Annotated in this window: 18 protein-coding genes and 1 pseudogene; 12 read left to right on the top strand and 7 right to left on the bottom strand. The window is 65.6% G+C overall.

The features are described 5' to 3' along the window. The first annotated feature begins 379 nt into the window (after positions 1-379). Positions 380-700 (top strand): chorismate mutase, encoded by a 321-nt coding sequence (locus A5782_RS03770; RefSeq protein WP_082942764.1) that lies wholly within the window; start codon positions 380-382, stop codon positions 698-700. A 78-nt stretch (positions 701-778) separates the two neighbouring features. After that, on the top strand, positions 779-2,443 hold the full coding sequence (pgi, locus tag A5782_RS03765; RefSeq protein WP_067095320.1) for a glucose-6-phosphate isomerase: 1,665 nt from the start codon (positions 779-781) through the stop codon (positions 2,441-2,443). An 8-nt stretch (positions 2,444-2,451) separates the two neighbouring features. On the opposite strand, the gene A5782_RS03760 is transcribed toward pgi, so the two are convergent. From A5782_RS03760 to cobF, 4 genes and pseudogenes are all read right to left on the bottom strand, one after another. Next, on the bottom strand, positions 2,452-3,201 hold the full coding sequence (locus A5782_RS03760; RefSeq protein ID WP_067095317.1) for an SDR family oxidoreductase: 750 nt from the start codon (positions 3,199-3,201) through the stop codon (positions 2,452-2,454). A 42-nt stretch (positions 3,202-3,243) separates the two neighbouring features. Next, positions 3,244-3,678 (bottom strand): zinc finger domain-containing protein, encoded by a 435-nt coding sequence (locus A5782_RS26660; RefSeq protein ID WP_231986589.1) that lies wholly within the window; start codon positions 3,676-3,678, stop codon positions 3,244-3,246. Positions 3,679-3,864: 186 nt separating this feature from the next. Then, positions 3,865-4,107, bottom strand: a pseudogene (locus tag A5782_RS26655) (DNA-formamidopyrimidine glycosylase family protein); the annotation flags it as partial. A 4-nt stretch (positions 4,108-4,111) separates the two neighbouring features. After that, the gene (gene cobF, locus A5782_RS03750; protein ID WP_067095312.1) at positions 4,112-4,855 is read right to left on the bottom strand and encodes a precorrin-6A synthase (deacetylating); all 744 of its coding nucleotides are present in this window, start codon (positions 4,853-4,855) and stop codon (positions 4,112-4,114) included. A 159-nt stretch (positions 4,856-5,014) separates the two neighbouring features. On the opposite strand from cobF, the gene A5782_RS03745 reads away from it, so the two are divergent. The 4 genes from A5782_RS03745 (at position 5,015) to A5782_RS03730 (ending at position 9,251) form a co-directional block, all read left to right on the top strand. After that, the gene (locus A5782_RS03745) at positions 5,015-5,938 is read left to right on the top strand and encodes a diiron oxygenase (RefSeq protein WP_156623782.1); all 924 of its coding nucleotides are present in this window, start codon (positions 5,015-5,017) and stop codon (positions 5,936-5,938) included. Further along, complete coding sequence (locus A5782_RS03740; protein ID WP_231986586.1) at positions 5,935-7,152, top strand: DUF4873 domain-containing protein; 1,218 nt, start codon at positions 5,935-5,937, stop codon at positions 7,150-7,152. Before A5782_RS03745 ends, A5782_RS03740 begins: the two co-directional genes overlap by 4 nt. Positions 7,153-7,526: 374 nt before the next feature. Beyond that, on the top strand, positions 7,527-8,270 hold the full coding sequence (locus A5782_RS03735) for an STAS domain-containing protein (RefSeq protein WP_067095306.1): 744 nt from the start codon (positions 7,527-7,529) through the stop codon (positions 8,268-8,270). Positions 8,271-8,384: 114 nt separating this feature from the next. Further along, entirely contained in the window at positions 8,385-9,251 is an 867-nt protein-coding gene (locus A5782_RS03730) for an LLM class flavin-dependent oxidoreductase (RefSeq protein ID WP_067095303.1), read from the top strand. Positions 9,252-9,253: 2 nt separating this feature from the next. Here A5782_RS03730 and A5782_RS03725 read toward each other — a convergent pair whose 3' ends face one another. Continuing rightward, entirely contained in the window at positions 9,254-10,060 is an 807-nt protein-coding gene (locus A5782_RS03725) for an enoyl-CoA hydratase/isomerase family protein (RefSeq protein WP_067095300.1), read from the bottom strand. Between the two features lie 76 nt (positions 10,061-10,136). Here A5782_RS03725 and A5782_RS03720 point away from each other — a divergent pair, with 76 nt between their 5' ends. Further along, positions 10,137-11,054 (top strand): SAM-dependent methyltransferase, encoded by a 918-nt coding sequence (locus A5782_RS03720; protein ID WP_067095297.1) that lies wholly within the window; start codon positions 10,137-10,139, stop codon positions 11,052-11,054. Positions 11,055-11,135: 81 nt separating this feature from the next. Here the strand turns inward: A5782_RS03720 and A5782_RS03715 are convergent, their stop codons facing one another. Both A5782_RS03715 and A5782_RS03710 read right to left on the bottom strand, forming a co-directional pair. Then, entirely contained in the window at positions 11,136-13,076 is a 1,941-nt protein-coding gene (locus A5782_RS03715; RefSeq protein ID WP_067095294.1) for a fumarylacetoacetate hydrolase family protein, read from the bottom strand. Further along, complete coding sequence (locus A5782_RS03710) at positions 13,073-15,328, bottom strand: ATP-dependent DNA ligase (RefSeq protein WP_067095291.1); 2,256 nt, start codon at positions 15,326-15,328, stop codon at positions 13,073-13,075. Before A5782_RS03710 ends, A5782_RS03715 begins: the two co-directional genes overlap by 4 nt. A gap of 129 nt (positions 15,329-15,457) precedes the next feature. Here A5782_RS03710 and A5782_RS03705 point away from each other — a divergent pair, with 129 nt between their 5' ends. The 5 genes from A5782_RS03705 (at position 15,458) to A5782_RS03685 (ending at position 21,193) form a co-directional block, all read left to right on the top strand. Continuing rightward, on the top strand, positions 15,458-16,984 hold the full coding sequence (locus A5782_RS03705) for a mannitol dehydrogenase family protein (protein WP_067095288.1): 1,527 nt from the start codon (positions 15,458-15,460) through the stop codon (positions 16,982-16,984). Further along, complete coding sequence (locus tag A5782_RS03700; protein WP_067095285.1) at positions 16,981-17,838, top strand: HAD family phosphatase; 858 nt, start codon at positions 16,981-16,983, stop codon at positions 17,836-17,838. The genes A5782_RS03705 and A5782_RS03700 overlap by 4 nt, the downstream gene beginning before the upstream one ends. A gap of 34 nt (positions 17,839-17,872) precedes the next feature. Next, positions 17,873-19,285: a mannitol dehydrogenase family protein gene (locus tag A5782_RS03695; protein ID WP_067095282.1), complete on the top strand. Its 1,413-nt coding sequence runs from the start codon at positions 17,873-17,875 to the stop codon at positions 19,283-19,285. After that, a complete protein-coding gene (locus A5782_RS03690) occupies positions 19,282-20,190 on the top strand; it encodes a carbohydrate kinase (RefSeq protein WP_067095278.1) in 909 nt (302 codons plus the stop codon). Before A5782_RS03695 ends, A5782_RS03690 begins: the two co-directional genes overlap by 4 nt. Positions 20,191-20,287: 97 nt before the next feature. Continuing rightward, positions 20,288-21,193: a Ku protein gene (locus A5782_RS03685; protein ID WP_067095276.1), complete on the top strand. Its 906-nt coding sequence runs from the start codon at positions 20,288-20,290 to the stop codon at positions 21,191-21,193. Positions 21,194-21,201: the final 8 nt, after the last annotated feature.

The following is a 21,201-nucleotide window of genomic DNA, read 5'->3' as shown; positions in this document are numbered from 1 at the left end:
TACCGCCGCCCACTGACGCACAGCGCCCTGGCATCAGACCAGGCTAGTGGCGCGGGTGGCCGGGACGGCGTCAGGGACGCTACCGGAAATTCGGCGTGTCGGAATGCAATTTCCAAACCGCGTTTTGTCCGATCCGGTAATTGCACCCAAGTCCAAAAAGCGCAGCTTAAGCATCATTTTTTGCGCGTTCACTGATTTTAGTGGCACACTCGATTTCGTGTTCAACGTGCAGTGTCGGCGACGCTCCTCGACCCAGGAGTGGCGCCGCCGATTTCCCTACGGGTACCAGTTCGCGGTACCTGTGGTCTAACTGCTTCCGCAGAGCCCCGTGGTCCGCTTCCGGCACTCGGGGCTCGTCTTTTGTGAGGCCCGATACTGCATGAGACCAGAACCCCCACATCACGACGAAGACGCGGAGTCAGCAGAGATGAACATCGAGACGGTGGCGACCCAAGAGGCCACCGACATAGACGAGTTGCGCCACGAGATCGACCGGCTCGACGCCGCGATTCTCGCCGCGGTGCGGCGCCGCACCGAGGTGTCGCAGGCGATCGGCAAGGCCCGGATGGCGTCCGGCGGCACGCGGCTGGTCCATAGCCGCGAAATGAAGGTCATCGAGCGCTACAGCGAGCTCGGCCCCGAAGGCAAGGACCTGGCGATACTGCTGCTGCGGCTGGGCAGGGGACGGCTCGGTCACTGACCTCGGGGGTTCATCGGCCGGGCGCAGAGCTCGCGGCTACACCTGGCTCCGTCACGTCGCAGCCCATAGGGTCGAAGCATGACCTCCGTGCACACCCTCCCCGACATCACCGCCACCCGGGCGTGGGACGCCCTGCGCAGGCATCATGAACACATCGGCGACACCCATCTGCGCCAATTCTTCGACGACGATCCCGACCGTGGCCGCGAGCTGACCGTCTCCGTCGGCGACCTATACATCGATTACAGCAAGCACCGCATCACGCGAGAAACGCTGCGGCTCTTGGTCGATCTGGCGCGCACGGCCCACCTCGAAGAGCGCCGCGACCAGATGTTCGCCGGAGTGCACATCAACACCTCCGAGGATCGCGCGGTCCTGCACACCGCGCTGCGACTGCCCCGGGATGCCGAACTCATCGTCGACGGCGAAAACGTCGTCCAAGACGTGCACTCGGTGCTCGACGCCATGGGTGACTTCACCGATCGGTTGCGCAGCGGTGAATGGACGGGGGCCACCGGGAAACGGATCAGCACGGTGGTCAACATCGGCATCGGTGGATCGGACCTCGGCCCGGTGATGGTCTACCAGGCACTGCGCCACTATGCGGATGCCGGGATCTCAGCGCGCTTCGTCTCCAACGTCGACCCGGCCGATCTGATCGCCACCCTGGCCGACTTGGACCCGGCGACAACGCTTTTCATCGTCGCGTCGAAAACATTCTCGACGTTGGAAACCCTGACCAACGCCACGGCCGCGCGCCGCTGGATCACCGACGCCCTCGGCGACGCCGCGGTATCCCAGCACTTCGTCGCCGTCTCCACCAACAAACGCCTCGTCGACGACTTCGGCATCAACACCGACAACATGTTCGGGTTCTGGGATTGGGTCGGAGGCCGCTACTCGGTGGACTCGGCGATCGGCCTGTCGGTGATGGCCGTCATCGGCCGAGAAGCCTTCGCGGACTTCCTATCCGGGTTCCACATCGTCGACCGGCATTTCAAAACCGCGCCGCTGGAGTCCAACGCCCCTGTGCTGCTTGGACTTATCGGCCTGTGGTACTCCAATTTCATGGACGCGCAATCGCGCGCCGTGCTGCCCTATTCCAACGACCTGGCACGTTTTGCGGCCTACCTTCAACAGCTGACCATGGAATCCAACGGTAAGTCGGCCCGCGCGGACGGCAGCCCGGTCACCACGGACACCGGTGAAATCTTTTGGGGCGAACCGGGAACCAACGGGCAGCACGCGTTCTACCAGTTGCTGCATCAGGGCACCCGGTTGGTGCCGGCCGACTTCATCGGGTTCAGCCAACCCCTCGACGACCTGCCCACCGCCGAAGGCAGCGGCAGCATGCACGACTTGCTGATGAGCAACTTCTTCGCCCAGACCCAGGTGCTGGCCTTCGGCAAGACCGCCGAAGAGATCGCCGCCGAAGGCACGCCAGCCGACGTCGTGCCGCACAAGGTGATGCCCGGTAACCGGCCGTCGACCTCGATTCTGGCCAACCGGCTCACCCCATCGGTCGTGGGCCAGCTGATCGCGCTGTACGAGCATCAGGTCTTCACCGAGGGGGTGATCTGGGGAATCGATTCGTTCGACCAATGGGGCGTGGAGCTGGGCAAAACCCAGGCCAAGGCCTTGCTTCCGGTGATCACCGCGGACGGCTCGCCGGCGCCGCAGTCGGACAGCTCCACCGACGCTCTGGTGCGCCGCTATCGCAGTGAACGCGGGCGAACCAGCTGACGAAGTCCTCAGGCGAACATCTTGGTCAGCTGAGGCGGCAGCACCCGCATCAACTGCACCAGCGGCGCCCACGGCCACCATGGCACCGCCGCCCGGCCGGGCTCACGCTCCATGGCGGCGACGAGTGCGTTGACGCCGGTTTCGTTGTCCACCATCAACATTGTGCTGTTCGACTTGGCCGTCATCTCCGATTCGATGTAGCCGGGCTCGATGACCGAAACCTTGACGGGTCCCTTGGCGTATTCGGCACGCAACGATTCACCCAGTGAGCTCACCCCGGCCTTGCTCGCCGCATAGGCCGCCTTCACGCCGGGCACGCCCTTGTTGCCGAGCACGGATGAGATCAGCACCAGGTGGCCCGAACCGTTCTTGTTGAACATCTCCAGTGCTGTCTCGATCTGCACCAGCGCTGAGACCAGGTTGGTTTCGAGGGTGGCTTTGTTGGCCCACAGCTTGCCGGAGCCAAGTTTTGCGCCCTTGCCGATCCCGGCGTTGACGACGATGCGGTCGATGCCGCCGAGGTCGTCGGAAAGCTCCGCGAACACCTTCGGCACCTGCTCGTGGTCATTGACGTCCAGCGCGGCGACCGCGACGGTGATGCCCGGATACTTCTGCGACAGCTCGGCTTTCAGCTCATCGAGCCGGTCGGCGCGGCGTGCGCACAGCGCAAGGTCGCGGCCCTTCGCGGCGAAGGCGCGCGCCATGCCGGCACCCAGGCCGGAGCTGGCACCCGTGATGAGAATCTTCTGGCGAGTCATCGGGGCAGCATATCGACAGGTGTCAAGTCCGGAGTTGGGCGACTACTTCAGCAAACGCGACATCCGTCGGTCGGCCAGCATCTTGCCCCCGGTCTGGCACGTGGGACAGTACTGAAAAGACTTGTCCGCGAAGGACACTTCACGCACGGTGTCGCCGCATACCGGGCAGGGCAGCCCGGTGCGGGCGTGGACCCGCAATCCGGAGCGCTTCTCACCTTTGAGCATGGCCGCCCCCTGGCCGACGGATCGGCTCACCGCATCGGTGAGCACCGAGACCATCGCCTCGTGCAGCGTGGCGAGTTGCTGGTCGGACAGCTTGCCGGCCGTGGCAAAGGGCGAGATTCGCGCGACGTGCAGGATCTCGTCGCTGTAGGCGTTGCCGATCCCGGCGATCACCTTCTGGTCGGTGATGACGGTCTTGATCCGGCCGGTGTTGCCTGCCAACAGATCGGCCAGCGCATCGACGTCCAGATCCATCGCGTCCGGGCCCAGGGTGGCGATGCCGGGGACCTGAGCCGGGTCATCGACCAGCCACACCGCCAGCCGTTTTTGGGTGCCGGCCTCGGTGAGGTCGAAGCCGGGCGCCTCGCCGGGCGTGCCCAGGTGAACCCGCAGCGCGATCGGGCCCTTGCCGGGCCGCAGCGGCGCCGCGGCCAGCTTGTCGGACCACCGCAGCCAGCCCGCACGAGACAGGTGCGTGATCAGGCAGAGGTCGTCTGTCCGCAGCCCGAGATACTTGCCCCATCGCTCGGCCCCGGCAACGGTCTGGCCGTGCAGCGCGCCGATCGGCGGGTCGAAGGTCTTCAGCACGGACAGGGCGGCGACGTCGACCCGGCCGATCGTCAGGCCTACCGCATGGCGCCGCAGATGGTCGACCAGCGCTTCGATCTCGGGTAGTTCGGGCACGGTTTCAGTGTGCCGGTCTGAGCAAATATGTGTCCATGATCCAGCCGTGTCGGGCGCGGGCTTCGGCTCGCAGCGCCGCGATGCGGGCACCGACCTCACCCACGGTGCCCGCGACGAGTAGTTCGTCGCGCGTGCCGAGGTAGGCGCCCCACCAGATGAGCGTGTCCGGCGGAAAGTGCCGGAAGGAGCACTCGGCGTCGAGCATGACGACGGCCGCGCCCGACAACCCGTTCGTGCGCAACTGCCTGCCGGTGGTGATGACAACCGGCTCACCGACCTCGTTGAGCGGGATGCGGTGCCGAGCCGTCAGCGCCTGCACGGCGGTGATCCCCGGAATGACGTCGAAGGTGAAGTCGACCTCGGCCGCGACCACCTCGAGGATGCGCAGCGTGCTGTCGTACAGCGACGGGTCACCCCAGGCCAGGAAGGCGCCCACGCCGTCGGGGCCCAGCTCGGTCGAGATGGCCGCCCCCCACACCCGGGCGCGGGCGGCGTGCCAGTCGGCAACCGCACCCCGGTAATCGGCATCGCCTGCCCGCTTGGGGTCGGGCAGCTCGACGAAGCGGTAGCCCGGCTCCCGGATGAACCGACCGCAGATCTCGCGGCGCAGCGCCACCAGGTCGCGTTTGGCCTCGCCCTTGTCCATCGCGAAGAACACCTGGGTGTCGTTCAGCGCCTCGATCGCCTGCACGGTCACATAGCCGGGGTCGCCCGCCCCGATGCCGATGACGTGGATGTGCCGGCCCACTACGTCGCCTCCTGATGCTCGTTGCCAGTCAGATTGCCTGAATCGCAACCTTCAGCATCTAGTCGGGTCCACAAGTACCCGGTACCATGGGTACCGTCTGAAGCACCCAATGGAGGGACGCCAGCGATGACCCGCGCAGCGACAACGCAGAGCGAAGGGATGGCCGGCAGCGGCACCACGACCGCTGTTGGGAAGCCAGCGGGGCCGAGTCGTGAAGACTTCTCGGACCGATTGCTGAAGGGCTCGGTCAAAAAGTCCTACGAGCCGGTCGTCGATATTGATTGGGACGCCCCACTGGACCCGGACAAGTTCTATTTGCCGCCCCGCCTGGTCTCGCTCTACGGCACGCCCATGTGGGACGAGATGACCCGCGAACAACAAATCGAGCTGTCCCGCCACGAACTGGTCAACACGCTTTCGGCCGGGATCTGGTTCGAGAACATGCTCAACCAGGCGCTGCTGCGCACGATCCTGCACGAGGACCCGACCAGTAGGTCGACGCATTACAAGCTGACCGAACTGGGCGACGAGACCCGGCACATGGTGATGTTCGGCAAGGCCATTGAACGCATCGGGGCAAAGCCGGTGCGCCCCCGGCTATTTCACCGGATGATCATCAATGCGCTTCCGCTGGCGTTCCAGCGCGGCTCGATGCTCTGGGTGGCCGCCCTGATCGGCGAGGAAATCTTCGACTCGCTGCAGCGGCAGATGATGGACGACCCCGAATTGCAGCCAATCATCCAGCGGCTCATGCGCATTCACGTCACCGAAGAGGCCCGCCACATCCAGTTCGCGCGGGACGGCGCACGCAAGCGCGTCGTCGAGATGCCCCGGATCAACCGCTGGTTCATGGCCAACATCAACGGCCTGGGCGGATACTTCTTCAACTACCTGTTCAGCAATCCAGTTCCTTATGCGCGAACGGGTCTCGACGCCAAGCGTGCCCGAAAGATCGCGCGCACCAGCCCGCATCGCCGCGACATACAGGTTGCCGGCTTCGCTCCGCTGGCGGCGTTTTTGACCGAGGTGGGCCTGATGGGCCCGATCGCGCGCCGCGGCTGGAAGCGCAGCAGGTTTCTGTGACGGCTGGGCATCCGCTGGTCATCCTCGGCGCGGACGCCTGCGCCCACAACGTCCGATCCGTTTTGCAGTCGGCCGGCGTGACCGACGTCGCGATGCTGGACAGATCGGTCCTGCGTTCGGTGTTCGACGAGGACACCGACAGCTGGACGCTGCAGACCGCCGCCGGCGAAGTGATTCGGGCGCACGTCGTCGTCGACGCACACCGTCAGCCGGGTATCCCCTGGATACCGAAGCTGCCCGGACACAACGACTTTCGCGGTCCGTCATTTCACGCCGCGGCATGGGATTCCGGATTCGATCCGTCCGGCAAGCACATCGCGGTGGTCGGCACCGACGCCGCGGCGGCCCACCACCTCGGGCGGCTGGCCCACGCAGCGGCATCGGTCACGGTGTTCGCCCACGCGCCGCGTCGCGTCGTGACCGACATCCCGGTGTGGTCCACCCGCGCCAAACGCTGGCTTCGTCGCCACACCCGGCCAGCGGAGCGGCCTCGGGTCGCGATCGCCGCGTCGGCGATCGAGGCGGTGACCGCGTCGGGCGTCCGCACCGTCGACGGCGTCGACCACCGCGTCGACGCCATCGTCTACGGCACCGGCTTCCACATCCCCGAGGACGTCGCCGACGACGCCTGGGTCGGCACGGCCGGGCTGCCGATCCGGCGGGCGTGGCACGACGGCATGGAGCCGTTCTGCGGAGTGGCGGTTCGCGGGTTGCCCAACTACTTCTTCATCGCCGGACCCGATCCCGACGCGCAGGCGCGCTACGTCGCCGAATGCCTGAAAGTCATGGAGTGCACCGCCAGCGGTCGCATCGAGGTGCGCGCGAGCAGCCAGCAGGTGTTCAACGAGCGCGCTCAGTTGCGACCGGCCGAGCCGCCCCCGGTGGCATCCGCCTTCGACCTGTCGGCCAGCGCGCCCGCCGGCGACGACACGTACGACGGAGCGGCCACGCTGGACATCGCCGGCACCCGCCACTCGGTTCGGGTCCGGCTGACCGGCCATTTAGACCCGATCGACGGCCACTACCACTGGCAGGGAACGGTATTTGGTTCCGCGTCGGGCCCCTTGCCCGATGACATCCTCAAGCAAGCGCGGACCGCCACACTGACGGTCGGTGAAAGCAGCGCGCCGGCACGCATCGTCGAACACACACCGTGGGGGACGCACTCCGTCGCCGGAGTGGGCGCCCCCCCATACACACTGAGCAACCCCTGAGCCGATATGTGCACCGCGGCGCGGCGTCGCCGCCTTTGCGCTGGTTAACACCGCCGGGCGAACATACCGAAAAGTTTGGCGACGCACGCCGCGTGGTAATCCCGATGCAAGCGCGTGCCGGGTGATGGACTCCACAGCGCGGCGGGGTGCGGTGAATCGACGCCCCGACGGGTGGGGAGGGGAGCACATGATGCTTCTGCTACGGGCTTGCGGCATAGGTTCGGGACAGCCCGATCTCAGCCTGCGGCTTGCGGCTGCATTGAAGCCGACGGTTTGCGAAGTAGACTTTTGCCGCTGAGAGCGGATACTCAAGCAATCGGCCCGGCAGAATGCGAGGAGCGGTAAATGGAACCGGACGCCAGGACCGAACTGGGATGAGCCCGGTGGCCGTTGCGATGCGGACCGATGACAAGGTAGCCGTCCTGACCGTCGACGGTGAACTTGATACCGCCCACTCCATCACCCTTCGCGAGCGCATTCTTCAGGCCACGCTGGACGACGCCGCCGCCGTGATCGTCAACGTCTCCGGGCTCAAGATGCACACCGACTCGGCATGGTCGACCTTCATGGGCGCGTACTGGCAGGTTGGCAGCGCTCCCCACATCCCGATCGCGTTGGTCTGCACCAACCGGGCGACCCGCGAAGCGATCAGCAGTAGCGGTGTCACCCACTTCATGCCGGTGTATTCGAGCGAAAAAGCAGCGATCAAGGCGCTCGGCCAGAACAGCCGTCGCCCGGTGCGCCGCGCCGATGTCCAGCTGCCCGCCGACCTGACCAGCCTGCGCGAGTCGCGGCGCATGGTCCGCGAATGGCTCACCACGTGGTCGCAATCCAAGCTCATTCCGGTGGCATTGGTCGTCGTCAACGTGTTCGTCGAGAACGTGCTGGAACACACCGCCAGCGTTCCGGTGGTGCGGATCGAAGCCCAAGGCACCACCGCGACCATCGCGGTGTCCGACGCCAGCAACACACCCGCGCTGCGACTGCCGTCGCCGCCGAAGGGCATCGACGTGTCCGGACTGGCGATCGTCGACGCATTGTCGCGCGCGTGGGGCAGCACGCCCACCTCGTCCGGAAAGACGGTGTGGGCGGTCATCGGTCCCGAGAACCAGCTCTAGTTCGAAACCAGCCCCGCTCGCCCATCCAGGTTTCGTCGCGCCCAGCTGCCGGTTGTGCTGAAACTAGAACACGTTCTAATGTCGAGGGACGACCCCTCCAGGAAGGCAGATGACGTGCGGTTTACCTACGCAGAGGCGATGACGGACTTTAGGTACTACATCCCGCTGGCCAAGGCAGCCGAGGCGGCCGGCTACGACGCCATGACGATCGCCGACAGCATCGCCTATCCCTACGAATCCGACTCGACGTATCCCTACACCCCGGACGGCGACCGCGAATTCCTGGACGGCAAGGAGTTCATCGAAACCTTCGTGCTGACATCGGCATTGGGCGCGGTGACCTCCAAACTGCGGTTCAACTTCTTCGTGCTCAAGCTGCCCATTCGGCCACCGGCGTTGGTGGCCAAGCAGATCGGGTCGCTGGCCGCGATGACCGACAACCGAGTGGGTTTCGGCGTCGGCACCAGCCCGTGGCCCGAGGACTACGAGCTGCTGGGTGTCCCGTTCGCCAGGCGCGGCAAGCGGATGGACGAATGCATCGAGATCATCCAGGGCCTCACCACCGGCGACTACTTCGAATTCCACGGCGAGTTCTACGACATTCCCAAGACGAAAATGACACCCGCGCCCACCAAGCCCGTCCCGATTCTGATCGGCGGGCACGCCGATGCGGCCCTGCGGCGTGCGGCGCGCCTGGACGGCTGGATGCATGGCGGCGGGGACTCCGAGGAACTCGACCACCTGTTGGCCAAGCTCAAGAAGTTCCGCGAAGAAGCCGGTAAGACGGGGCCGTTCGAGATTCACGTCATCTCGGCCGACGCGTACACCGCGGACGGCATCAAACGGCTCGAGGACAAGGGCGTCACCGATGTCATCGTCGGCTTCCGCATCCCCTATATCAAGGGCAACGACGCCGAGCCGCTGGACAGCAAGATCCGCAATCTGGAGATGTTCGCCGAGAACGTTATCGCGAAACTCTAGCGCTACAGCACATCCCATTTCGGAGCGCGCTTTTCCCGGTGCGCCATGGCGGCCTCTACCGGATTGCTCGTGAAACCGCTGAGAATCTGGGTGCGGTTCTCGATCTCGATGGCATGGCGCAGGCTGGGCGCGTCCAGCGCGGCGTTGAGCCCAATCTTGGTCTGCCACACACCGTAAGCATTGTTCTCGGCGATCGAGCGGGCCAACGTGAGCGCGGCGGGCATCAGCTCATCGGGGGCGACGACCTCGTGTACCAGCTTGATGCGGTAGGCCTCGGCCGCGTCGATGATGCGACCGGTGAGCATGAGTTCGCGGGCCACCCCGGCGCCGACGATCTTCGGCAGCAGATAGCTGGTGCCCATGTCCATTGACGAGAACCCCGCCTTGATGAACACCGACCCGAACCGCGCCTGCTCGGAGGCGACCCGGATATCGCAGACCAACGAGAACGCCAAGCCACCACCGACGGCGACACCATTCACCGCGCCGATCACCGGAATGTCCATCTCGTAGATCCGGGTGTACAGGTTGGCCAACCGGACCTGCGCGTCGTAGTTGACCTTGAACGCCGGTGTGGTCGGCTTGTTCTGCGTCCACGGCTGGCCGGTGCCGCTCAAATCGGCGCCGGCGCAGAATCCGCGCCCGGCGCCGGTCAGGATCGCCACCCTGAACTCACCGGTGTCCAGCACGTCGAGGGCCTCGTCGACGCCGTCGATCAACGACCCATCGATGGCATTGAGGCGCTGCGGCCGGTTCAGGGTGACGCAGGCGATGTTGTCTTCGAGAGCTTCCAGTGTCACTGCAGGCATAGGGGAACCGTAGGCGACGTGGGCTGTTTACCGATGAGGCATACCGTGGTTTTGCCACCACATCAAAGGAGAAGCCATGGCACGAACCGAAGGTGACAGCTGGGACCTGGCCAACAGCGTGGGCGCCACCGCCACCATGGTGGCCGCGGCCCGCGCGGCCGCCACCAAACGTCCACAGCCGGTCATCACCGATGATTTCGCCGAGCCGCTGGTACGTGCCGTCGGGCTGGACGTCTTCACGAAACTGGCGACCGGCGAACTCGATTCGGCAGATGTCGAGAAGGGCGTTGCTTTTTCGCGAATGGTCGACACGTTCGCCGCCCGGGCCCGCTTTTACGACGACTATTTCGCCGCGGCCGGCCAGGCCGGGCTGCGCCAGGTCGTGATCGTGGCATCGGGCCTGGATTCGCGGGCCTTCCGGCTGCGGTGGCCGGTCGGGACGACCGTGTACGAGATCGATCAGCCGGAGGTGATCGCGTTCAAGATGGCGACGCTGGCCGAGATCGGCGCGGCACCCACCGCCGAACTGCGCACCGTGGGTATCGATTTGCGCGAGGACTGGCCGGCGGCATTGCAGGCGGCGGGTTTTGACCCGGCTCAGCCGACGGCGTGGCTCGCGGAGGGGGTGCTGATCGGATTCCTTCCGCCCGAGGCCGAAGTTCGGTTGCTGGACGCCATCATTCCGTTGTCCAGCGAGGGCAGCCGGTTCGCCGCGGATTTCGGGACCCTCGCCCCGACAACGCCAGAGGGGCAGGAACAGGCCCGGCTCATGACCGAGGGATGGCGACGGCAAGGGCTCGATCTGGACATCGCCGGCTTGGCCTACCCGGGCGAGCACACCGACGTCGCCGCTCACCTGGCGGGAAACGGGTGGGATACCACCACATTTCGGCTCACCGACCTGTTTTCCGCCGCGGGCCTGCCGGAATTGGGGCCCGCCGAGCAGCAGGTTCCCGCCACCACGATCAGCTTTGTCAGGGCGGTGCGTCTTTAGTCGACGAGCCTATGGACCACGTTGATTGCCTTAGCCGTGCGTAGGGTCCACACTCGCCGCGCGGACTGCCGGTGCAATCAATCACGAGGACCGTTTGGCCAGCCATTCCGCCTGCATGACCAGCAAGGACATGACCTCCAATTGCGGTGTCTGCGGATCGAGTTCACGATATCGCTGATAGACGTTGACGACGACGCGCTCGGCGTCCAGCCAGGTGCCGTACTCGCCGAGGTCGATGGTGTCGGCGGCCTCGGCCCACGACACGCCCCGCCGGTAGGCGGCCTCGGCCTGTTCGGCGACGTGCACGAGATAGCCACGCACCGCACGGATTCCATCCGGGTCGGTGACCGGGCCGTGGCCGGGGACCACCGTCGGTGCGTCCAGCGCGATCATCGCGTCGCACGCAGCCACCCAGTTGGCGATCGGGCCCGCCCACACGATGGGTGTGCACCCGATGAACAACAGGTCACCGCCGAACAACACCCCCGCGTCGGGCACGTGCACCACCGAGTCTGCGGCGGTGTGCGCGGGCCCCAGATTCAACACATCGATCCGCCGTCCACCCACCTCGACGCACAGCTCGCGCTCAAAGGTCTGGTCGGCGTTGCGCAGCGTGATGTTGCTGAAGTCGAAGTGCCCGAACCGTTCTCGCGTGTACGGGGTCGCCACGGGTCCGAGGTTGGCGGTTTGCGCCATGGCCAGCATCTCGGGGGCCATGCCGTGCTCGATCTCCTCGGCGGTGCCGTGCGCGGCGATGATGCGAACCGACGCGTCGAGCAGTTGATTGCCGTGGGTGTGGTCGCCATTGGAATGGGTGATCACCGCGTCGCTGATCGGCGCTGACTCGGTGATGGGCCGCATCGCGGTGAGCATTTCGCGGGTCAGGGCGAGGTCGAACAGGGTGTCCACCAGCAGCGAGGCTCCCTGCCCGGCGATCAGTCCGGCGTTGCTCCACCCGTAGCCCCCATCCGGCAGCGTCCATGCCCACACCCGGTCGGCGACCCGATGCAGCCCGCGGGTGTAGGGCACCCGGGCGGGCGCCCGGTTGACCCGCTGCGCGGCGGGCGCGGCGGCGGGATTGGGCCGGGCGGCCAACACATGGGGTGCACCGCTCGCGCGGACCGTTTGCCGGGTCTCCCCCAAGCCCTGAACCTGGAGCGTGACGACGTCGCCGTCGTGCAGCCAGCCCGGAAACGATTCCAGCGCCGCGGGATTGAGGTGCTCGACCAGTGTGCAGGTGGGCACCGTCCCGGAACCGATGACGTCGCCGGGATTGAGTGTGACGCCGCGCGACGCGTAGGAGATGACCTCGCCGAAGGTCCAGTCCATTTGGGCCGTCGACCCGGTACCGATGACGGTGTCGTTGACCAGGGCGGTGACGTGCAGGTCCAGCTTTCCGTCGCGCCGGTACGGCTCGAGCTCGTCGGGCGTCACCAGGTATGGACCCAGGGTGACCCCGCTGTCTTTGCCCTTGCCCTGCCCGATCCCCAGTTGGCTTTCCATCTGCTGCAGGTCACGCGCGGACCAGTCATTGAAGATGGTGTAACCGATGATCGCCTGTTCGGCCTGCTCGACGGTGAGATCCTTCCCGCCGGTTCCGATCACCGCCGCGATCTCCAATTCGAAGTCCTGCCAAGCACTTCCGGGTGCGGTCGCGGCATCGTCGTAGGGACCCAAAACGGTTGCCGGACAGGCGAAGTAAAACGCCGGGATGCGATACCAGGTGTCGGCCAGCAGCCGCCCGGCGCCCAGCGCGGCTTGACAGTTGCGCATGTGGTCCAGGAAACACAGGGAATCCCGGATCGACGGCGGACGCGGGATCGGCGCCAGCAATCGCACGTCGGCCAGCGGCACGGTCCCCGCCGGCGAGCGCTGCACTTCCTCGCCTGCTTGCCGCAATTCCTCTGAGCCGCGCGCGATCAGCTCGAGTAGCGTGATTCCCGACGCCACCGCGTAGATGGTGTCGCCGGAAAGGACCCCGACGCGCTCGCCGTCATCACCTTGGTAGGTAACCCATTTCACTCGCGTACCACCTCACTTGCTTCCTTGTCCGGCCGCAGTCCCCGCCAACTCGATTGGCGTAGCCGGTTATCCGGGGTCCACTCGCTGTAGCGCACCTCTCCCACCAGGACCGGCTCCACGTACGTCACGCCCCGGGCTTCGGCTCGGGGCAGCGGGGGGTGGAACGGGGATTCGTCGGTATGCAGCGGGGCCAGTGTCTTTTTCAAGTTGGCCAGGTCTCGTTCGGTGAACCCGGTGCCGACGCGCCCCGCGAAGTGCAGGCCGTCGGCGGTGGGGATGCCCATCAGCAGTGAGCCGATGCCGCTGCTACGTCCGCCTTCCCCGGCCTTCCAGCCGCCGATCACGACTTCCTGGGTGTTCCAGTGCTTGTCCTTGATCCACGACGACGAGCGACGACCGGGCTGGTAGGTGGAGTCGTGCCGCTTGGCGATCACGCCCTCCCAGCCGCGCTTGCCGGAGTGCTCCAGCGCTTGCGCGCCGTCTCCGGGCAGCAGTTCGGGAACGATGAGGTCGCTGCCGGCGGCCAGCATTTCCAGCACCTTTCGCCGGTCCCGGTAGCGGGCCCGCAGCAGCGAGCGGCCGTCGAGGTAGAGCACATCGAACGCCCAGAATTCGACGCGCGAGCCTCGGCCGCGGTTCTGCATCTCGTGGAAGTTGGGCACACCGGAGGCGTCCAAAACCACGGCCTCACCGTCGAGGATCACGTGGTGCTCAGCGAGCTTTGTTGCCAGCGAGCGTAATTCGGAGTATTCCTGGGTGACCTCGCGGCCTCGACGAGACCGTACCCGCAGGGCACCGTGGTCGGCCTCGATCAAGAGCCGGTAGCCATCCCATTTGCCTTCGAACGCCCATTGGCTCGCCTTCAACGCCGTCACCGAACCGTGCGTGGCCAGCATCGCAGCGATCGTGTCGAACTCGAAAACCTTCTGGTCCTTCATCCGGTGCGCCAGCCACTGATTGCCGTTGGTTTGAATCAGTGCATAACGTCCGGAGATCTTGCTGCCGTGCAGATTGACGATGACCTCATCGTCAAGGAACTTCTCGGCCTCGTAGGTTCCGGAGTCCCAGATGATCACCTTCCCCGCGCCATACTCCCCTGTGGGGATGACGCCTTCAAACCCGCCGTATTCCAACGGATGATCCTCGGTGTGGACGGCCAGGTGGTTCACCGAGGTGGTGTCGGGAAGGTTCTTCGGTACCGCCCAGGACACCAGGACGCCGTCTCGTTCCAGGCGGAAGTCGTAATGCAGCCGGCGCGCATGGTGTTCCTGGATGACGAAGCTGTTACCTTGCCCGACAGCGGGTTTCGCTGCCGGGACCGGCTCGGGGGTTTTCGCCGCGTCGCGCATGCTGCGGTATTTGGTCAGCCGATCCGGGACCGGCGCGTCCTCGTCCAGCGGTGCCAGCAGATCGCCGTCGCGGACGACCCGCTCCAGCACTTCGTCATAACGCAACTGGCGCAGCGCCGGGTCGTCGAGTTCCTCCCAGGTGCGCGGGGCGGCGACGGTAGGGTGTTCACGTCCGCGCAGTGAGTAGGGCGCGATGGTCGTCTTGGAGCCGTTGTTCTGACTCCAGTCCAGGAAGATTTTTCCGGCCCGCAGGCTCTTGGTCATGGTCGCCGTCACCAGCTTGGGCATCGTCTTTTCCAGCTGTTGCGCAACACGTTTGGCCAGCACCGTGGCGCCCTGACTGCTCACCGGCTCGGCAAGCGGCGTGTAGAGGTGCAGCCCTTTACTGCCGCTGGTGAGCGGATAGGTGGTCAACCCGATTCCGGTGATCAGTTCGCGGACGGCGTGCGCCACCTCGGCCAGTTGGGACATGGTGACCCCTTCGCCCGGGTCGAGATCGAACACCAGACGAGTCGCCGGACCGGGTTTCAGTTCCTCGGCCCGGCTGCGCGTCCATTCGGCGACGAAGCGCCACTGCGGCACGTGGACCTCCAGCGCGGCCTGTTGGGCGATCCAAGCCAAACCGGTGGGGCTGTCGATGATCGGATACGTCGTCGTTCCGGATCGATGGGTCACGCTGGCGCGTGGCAACCAGTCGGGCGCCGACGCGGCCAGTTGCTTTTCGAAGAAGGACTCTTCGTCGACGCCGTTGGGCCAGCGCTTGCGCGTTGCCGGACGCCCGGCAATGTGCGGGATCATCACCTCCGCGATGCGCGTGTAATAGTCGAAGATTTCGCTCTTGGTGGTTCCGGTGGCGGGATACAGCACCTTCTCGGCGTTGGTCAGTTTCACCCGCGGCGCCATGTTGTCAACTTACGCGTTTCGCGCGTGTTAACCGTTTTGACCACCGGTAATCGCGCGACCGTGGATTTATTTTGTGACATGACCCACGAACACGTTAGATCGGCGATCACATTGGGGCACAGGAAGGCAATGTTTGATGTCATCCCCTCCCCCTGGCGTCCAAAAGGCGGCGTCCCCCTGAGCGACGCGACACTGCGACTGCACTCGCGACGAGTCGACGTTCCGACTTACGACCGGTCGGCGCTTGGCCGAGGAGTCGTCCACATCGGCGCGGGCAACTTCCACCGCGCACACCAGGCCGTCTATTTCGACGACCTTGCCCGCTCGGGCATTTCAGGACGTTGGGGAGTGACCAGCGTCAGTCTCCATTCCCCCGACGTCAAACACCTGCTGTCAGCCCAAGACGGGCTGTACACAGTGGTACAGCGCGGCCATGACCGCCAAACCGCCCGCGTGGTCGGCTCGATCGGCTCTGTTCATTACGCACCGAATGACGGCGCGGCGGTCCGTGCCGCCCTGGCAGATCCCCAAACCCGCATAGTCAGCCTGACCATCACCGACAACGGATACTTCCTGAATCCGGTCACCGACGAGTTCGACGCCACCCACCCAGACGTGCGCGCCGACCTCGTCGCCTCCAACGGCTACGCCACCGCGTGGGGATACCTGGCCGAAGCCCTCGACCGGCGTCGCCGCGCCGGCGTCGCGCCGTTCACCGTGCTCTGCTGCGACAACGTTCCCGGCGACACCCAGCCGGCCAGAACCGCGCTGGTGTCGTTCGCCGCGTTGAAGAACCCCGGACTCGCCCGCTGGATCGACATGCACGTCGCGTTCCCGGCGACCATGGTCGACCGCATCACCCCACAAACCACCAAATCGGAGCGCAAATTCGTCGAGCAGACTTTCGGCGTCGCCGATAAATGGCCGGTGGTGACCGAGCCGCATACCCAGTGGGTGATCGAGGATTCCTTCTGCAATGGGCGGCCACCGCTCGACGAGGTCGGTGCCGAATTCGTTGCCGATGTCAGCGACCACAAGTTGATCAAGACCCGCCTCCTCAACGGAACCCATATCGCGCTGGCATGTCTGGCGATATTGGCCGGCTACCAGCGCACCGATGAAGCGATGCGGGACCGCGTCATCCTGGATTACGTCGAGAAGCTCCTTCGGGACGAAATTCAGCCGCTGCTGCCCGCGGTTCCCGGGATGAACACACCCGAGTACCGGGGCACCTTGCTCGATCGGCTCAGCAATCCCCGAATGAGTGACCAGCTGTCTCGGCTGGCCCGACGGGGAACGGGCAAGATCGCGACGTTCGTGCTGCCCTCCCTGCGCGAGGCGATCGCGCAGGGCAGGCCGCACACGCTGCTGATGTTGGCTGTCGCCGGATGGGCCCGTTACATGCGCGGCCACGACCTGAGCGGGCGAAAGCTTCGCCTCGAAGACTCGCAGGCGATACCGGTGGCTAGGTTGGCCAACATGGCACGCAGTAACCCTGATCCGCTGCTGGGGCACGAGATGTTCGCCGAAGTGCGCGCGGTTCCCGGTTTTGCCGCGCGCCTGGGCGCCATGATCGCCGATATCGACGAGCACGGTGTGGTGCCCACGCTGCGTGACGCGATGCGCAATGACGAGCGGGAGTTGGTGTCGCGATGAATGGCGGACTGACCTTTGTGCGCGCCTTCGACCCGGCGCCGCTCACTACCTTGCTCTGCGACGCAGATGACAACCTGTTCGGGTCGGAGAGACCGGCATTCGACGCCTCGACCGAGGTGACCAACCGTTTCCTGGCCAGGTTCGGCGTGCGGGCTCCGCTGAGCTCCGAGGAGTTGCGCATACGGGCCGTCGGGAAAAACTTCCGTAACACCGCTCTCGACCTGGCGGTGCAGTGCGAGGTGCCGCTCGAGCACACGTTGACCGAGGGCCGTCCCGCAGCGGTGGTCGCCTCGGCCAGCGACCTCGCGAGCGGCAACGCGTTGTCCGCCGATGAACTCGAGCAGTGGGTGCGCGAGGAGCGCGAGCGGGTCACAGCTCATCTGGCTGTCACCCTGACCCCCGATCCGGAGGTGCAGGAGCCGTTGCGAGACCTCGCGACGCGCTACACACTCGCGGCAGTGAGCTCCAGTGCCACCCAGCGTCTGCGTGCCTGCTTCACTGCCACCGGCCTCGACTCGCTGATATCGGAGGCGGTGACCTTCAGCGCGGAGGATTCTCTGCCGGTGCCGACAAGCAAGCCCGACCCTGCGGTGTATCTGCATTGCGGCCAGGTGTTGGGCGTCGCGGCCGAACAAGGACTGGCCATCGAAGACTCCGTGGCCGGCGTGAGATCCGCGGTCGCGGCCGGCTACGCCACCGTCGGCAACCTGATGTTCGTGCTGCCTGACGAACGGGATTGCCGCCGTGAGGAATTGATCGGTGCCGGCGCAGTCGCGATCACAGATTCGTGGCGCGCTCTCGCGGATGTCCTGCTGTTATCGGCCACGCCGACTGGAGGTTCCCGAGCCCGGTAACGATCCGGGCACTGACCCGGGGAGGAGTTGGCCAATGGAGGCTGGCGGAATCAACCTGAACAATGGTGCGCTCGCGACGCTGCCGATCGAAGCACCCAGCTACGACCGCAGCAGCGTGACCGTCGGAATCGCGCATATCGGCGCCGGTCATTTCCACCGCGCACATCAGGCCGCGTACATCAACCTGCTGCTGCAGCAGGGCCTGGCGCACGAGTGGGGCATCTGCGGTGTGGGGGTGATGCCCGCCGACTGGACCATGCGCGACGTCCTTGATGGTCAGGACGGGCTCTACACGCTGATCCTGGAAAATCCCGACGGCAGCCGGGACGCACACGTGATCGGCTCGATCATCGACTACCGTTACGCGCCCGATGATCCCGAGTCAGCGCTGGAGGTGCTTGCCGCACCGTCCACCCGGATCATCTCGCTGACCATCACCGAGGGCGGTTATCGCGACGCGGACGGGCCCGCATTCGCGTTGATTGTCGAGGCCCTGGACCGGCGTCGCGGGCGCGGGATCGCAGCGCCGACGATTGTGTCGTGCGACAACATCGAGAACAACGGTGAGATCGCCCGGCGGGCCGTCCTGGCGAATGCCGAAGGCCGAGATCCCGGACTGGCACAGTGGATCGGTGAAAACGCCCGGTTCCCCAGTTCGATGGTCGACCGGATCACCCCGGCCACCACCCTGCAGATGGCTGCGGAGGTGCGGCGCGACTTCGGCATCAACGACCGGTGGCCGGTGGTGGCCGAGCCATTCACCGCCTGGGTGCTCGAAGACGATTTCGCTGATGGCAGGCCACCGCTGGAAAAGGCGGGCGTGCTGCTGGTGGACGATGTCGCCCCGTACGAATTGATGAAGCTGCGGCTGCTCAACGCGGGGCATCAGTGCCTGGCCTACTTCGCCCATCTGTGCGGCTTCACATTCGTACACGAGGCCGCGAGCGATCCGTTGTTCGCCGAATTGTTGCGTGCCTATTTCGAATCCGAGGCCATTCCGACGTTGCCGCCGGTGCCCGGGATCGACCTGCATGACTACACAAGCACGCTGGTCGAGCGGTTCGCCAACCCCGGCGTGCGCGACACCGTGCCGCGGTTGTGCGCCTACTCGTCGGACCGCATCCCGAAATGGCTGATCCCGGTGATCTGTGACAATCTCGCCAGCGACGGCCCGGTCCGGGTGGCGGCCGCGGTGGTGGCGAGCTGGGCCCGCTACGCCGAGGGCACCGACGAATGGGGTAGGCCGTACGAGGTGGTGGATCAGCTCGCGGATTCGCTGATCCCGATCGCGCGCTCGCAGTACGAGAATCCCACCGCGTTCATCGAGATCGCCGCCGTGTTCGGCGATTTGGCCCACCAGCCACGCTTCGTCCAGGCATATAGCTGGGCGCTGGACTCGTTACACCACAAAGGAGCTCGCGCGACGCTGGAGGCCTTGGTGCGATGACCCGCGGGCTGGTGATCGGCGAGTCGCTGATCGACATCGTCGACAGCGACGAACATGTCGGCGGCAGTCCGCTCAACGTCGCCGTCGGACTCGGCCGGCTGGGCCGCGAGGTCGACTTCTTGACCTCGGTCGCCGACGACTCGTATGGCCGGCGCATCACCGACTACGTCGAAGCCGCAGGGGTGCAACTGGTTTCGGAAAGCAAGGCAGCGAAGCGCACGGCGACTGCGCGGTCAACCATCGCGGAAGACGGATCGGCCGACTACGTGTTCGACCTGGATTGGCGACTTTCCGGAACGCCGCCGGTCGCGCCGCCGCTTTTCGTCCATACCGGATCGATTGCCGCCGTGCAGGATCCGGGCTGCCTGGCGGTCGCGGCGTTGATCGATACCTATCGCGTCTCGGCCACAGTCACCTTCGATCCCAACGTGCGGCCGTCGCTGATCGCCGACCGGGAACTGGCCGTTGCCCGCATCGAGCATCTCATCGAACGCAGCGACATCGTGAAAGTCAGCCAGGAAGACCTGCGCTGGATCGACCCCACTCGGCCGCCCGCGCAGATCGCGCAAACGTGGCTGCGGTTAGGCCCCGCCATCGTTGCGGTGACGATGGCCGACCGGGGCGCGGTGGCTTTCTGCCCAGCAGGGGTCGCCCGGGTGCCGACGCGCGCGGTGCGCGTGGTCGACACCGTCGGCGCCGGTGACGCGTTCATGGCCGGTCTACTCGACGCGTTATGGCAATCGGGGTCGTTGGGAGGCGACCAGCGCAGCGAACTGCACGGGATCGCTGTGGATGCACTGACGGCGGCGCTCGAGGGGGCCAGCCTGTGTGCGGCGCTCACCATCGCTCGCACGGGAGCTGACCTGCCGGATCGGGCTGCGCTGGACGCTGCTTCGCGTCCTTAGGCGCCTATCCCGACGGTTCGGACGCCGGGTCCAACGATCCTCGGTCGTAGCCCTGTCGTGCTGTTTTGCCATAGGCCCTGCGGGCATACTGATTCACATGCGCTCCATCTGGAAGGGTTCCATCGCGTTCGGGCTGGTGAACGTCCCGGTCAAGGTGTACAGCGCCACCCAGGACCACGACATCAAGTTCCACCAGGTACACGCCAAGGACAACGGCCGCATCCGGTACCAACGCGTGTGCGAGGTGGACGGCGCAGTCGTCGAATACCGTGATATCGCCCGGGCCTACGAATCCGATGACGGCCAGATGGTCATCATCACCGACGACGACATCGCCACCCTGCCCGAGGAACGCAGCCGCGAGATCGAAGTGCTGGAGTTCGTGCCGGCCAGCGAGGTGGACCCGATGCTGTTCGACCGCAGCTACTTCCTGGAGCCGGACTCCAAGTCATCGAAATCCTATGTGCTACTTGCCAAGACGCTCGCCGAGGCGGATCGGATGGCGATCGTTCATTTTACGCTGCGCAACAAGACCCGGCTGGCGGCCTTGCGCGTCAAGGACTTCGGCAAGCGCGACGTGATGGTGATTCACACCTTGTTGTGGCCCGACGAGATCCGCGACCCGGATTTCCCCGTCCTGGACAAGAAGGTCGAGATCAAGCCGGCCGAACTCAAGATGGCCGGTCAAGTGGTGGAGTCGATGGCCGAGGACTTCAATCCCGACCGCTACCACGATACCTACCAGGAGCAGCTGCAGGAGCTTGTCGACGCCAAACTCGAAGGCGGAGAAGCCTTTACCACCGAGGAGCAGCCGAAGGAGCTGGACGAGACCGAAGACGTCTCCGACCTGCTCGCCAAACTGGAGGCCAGCGTGAAGGCCCGCTCCGGGAACGGCAAGGCACCCGCGAAGAAGACCACGGCGAAAAAGGCCCCCGCGAAGAAGACGGCCGCCAAGAAGGCCCCGGCAAAAAAGGCGGCCTCAAAAGCGTCGTCGAAATCCTGACCCGGCCC

The sequence above is a fragment of the Mycobacterium sp. 852002-40037_SCH5390672 genome (assembly GCF_001665875.1).
In the GTDB taxonomy this organism is placed as follows: Bacteria; Actinomycetota; Actinomycetes; order Mycobacteriales; family Mycobacteriaceae; genus Mycobacterium.
Note: the sequence above shows the minus strand (reverse complement) of the source record. Positions and strands in the feature narration are given on the sequence as shown.

Excerpts from the sequence above, each read along its gene's own strand:
- A5782_RS03770 (WP_082942764.1), top strand. The coding sequence starts at position 380 with ATGAGACCAGAACCCCCACATCACGACGAAGACGCGGAGTCAGCAGAG.
- pgi (WP_067095320.1), top strand. The coding sequence starts at position 779 with ATGACCTCCGTGCACACCCTCCCCGACATCACCGCCACCCGGGCGTGG.
- A5782_RS03760 (WP_067095317.1), bottom strand. The coding sequence starts at position 3,201 with ATGACTCGCCAGAAGATTCTCATCACGGGTGCCAGCTCCGGCCTGGGT.
- A5782_RS26660 (WP_231986589.1), bottom strand. The coding sequence starts at position 3,678 with ATGGATCTGGACGTCGATGCGCTGGCCGATCTGTTGGCAGGCAACACC.
- A5782_RS03745 (WP_156623782.1), top strand. The coding sequence starts at position 5,015 with ATGGCCGGCAGCGGCACCACGACCGCTGTTGGGAAGCCAGCGGGGCCG.
- A5782_RS03735 (WP_067095306.1), top strand. The coding sequence starts at position 7,527 with ATGAGCCCGGTGGCCGTTGCGATGCGGACCGATGACAAGGTAGCCGTC.
- A5782_RS03725 (WP_067095300.1), bottom strand. The coding sequence starts at position 10,060 with ATGCCTGCAGTGACACTGGAAGCTCTCGAAGACAACATCGCCTGCGTC.
- A5782_RS03720 (WP_067095297.1), top strand. The coding sequence starts at position 10,137 with ATGGCACGAACCGAAGGTGACAGCTGGGACCTGGCCAACAGCGTGGGC.
- A5782_RS03710 (WP_067095291.1), bottom strand. The coding sequence starts at position 15,328 with ATGGCGCCGCGGGTGAAACTGACCAACGCCGAGAAGGTGCTGTATCCC.
- A5782_RS03705 (WP_067095288.1), top strand. The coding sequence starts at position 15,458 with ATGTTTGATGTCATCCCCTCCCCCTGGCGTCCAAAAGGCGGCGTCCCC.
- A5782_RS03700 (WP_067095285.1), top strand. The coding sequence starts at position 16,981 with ATGAATGGCGGACTGACCTTTGTGCGCGCCTTCGACCCGGCGCCGCTC.
- A5782_RS03695 (WP_067095282.1), top strand. The coding sequence starts at position 17,873 with ATGGAGGCTGGCGGAATCAACCTGAACAATGGTGCGCTCGCGACGCTG.
- A5782_RS03690 (WP_067095278.1), top strand. The coding sequence starts at position 19,282 with ATGACCCGCGGGCTGGTGATCGGCGAGTCGCTGATCGACATCGTCGAC.
- A5782_RS03685 (WP_067095276.1), top strand. The coding sequence starts at position 20,288 with ATGCGCTCCATCTGGAAGGGTTCCATCGCGTTCGGGCTGGTGAACGTC.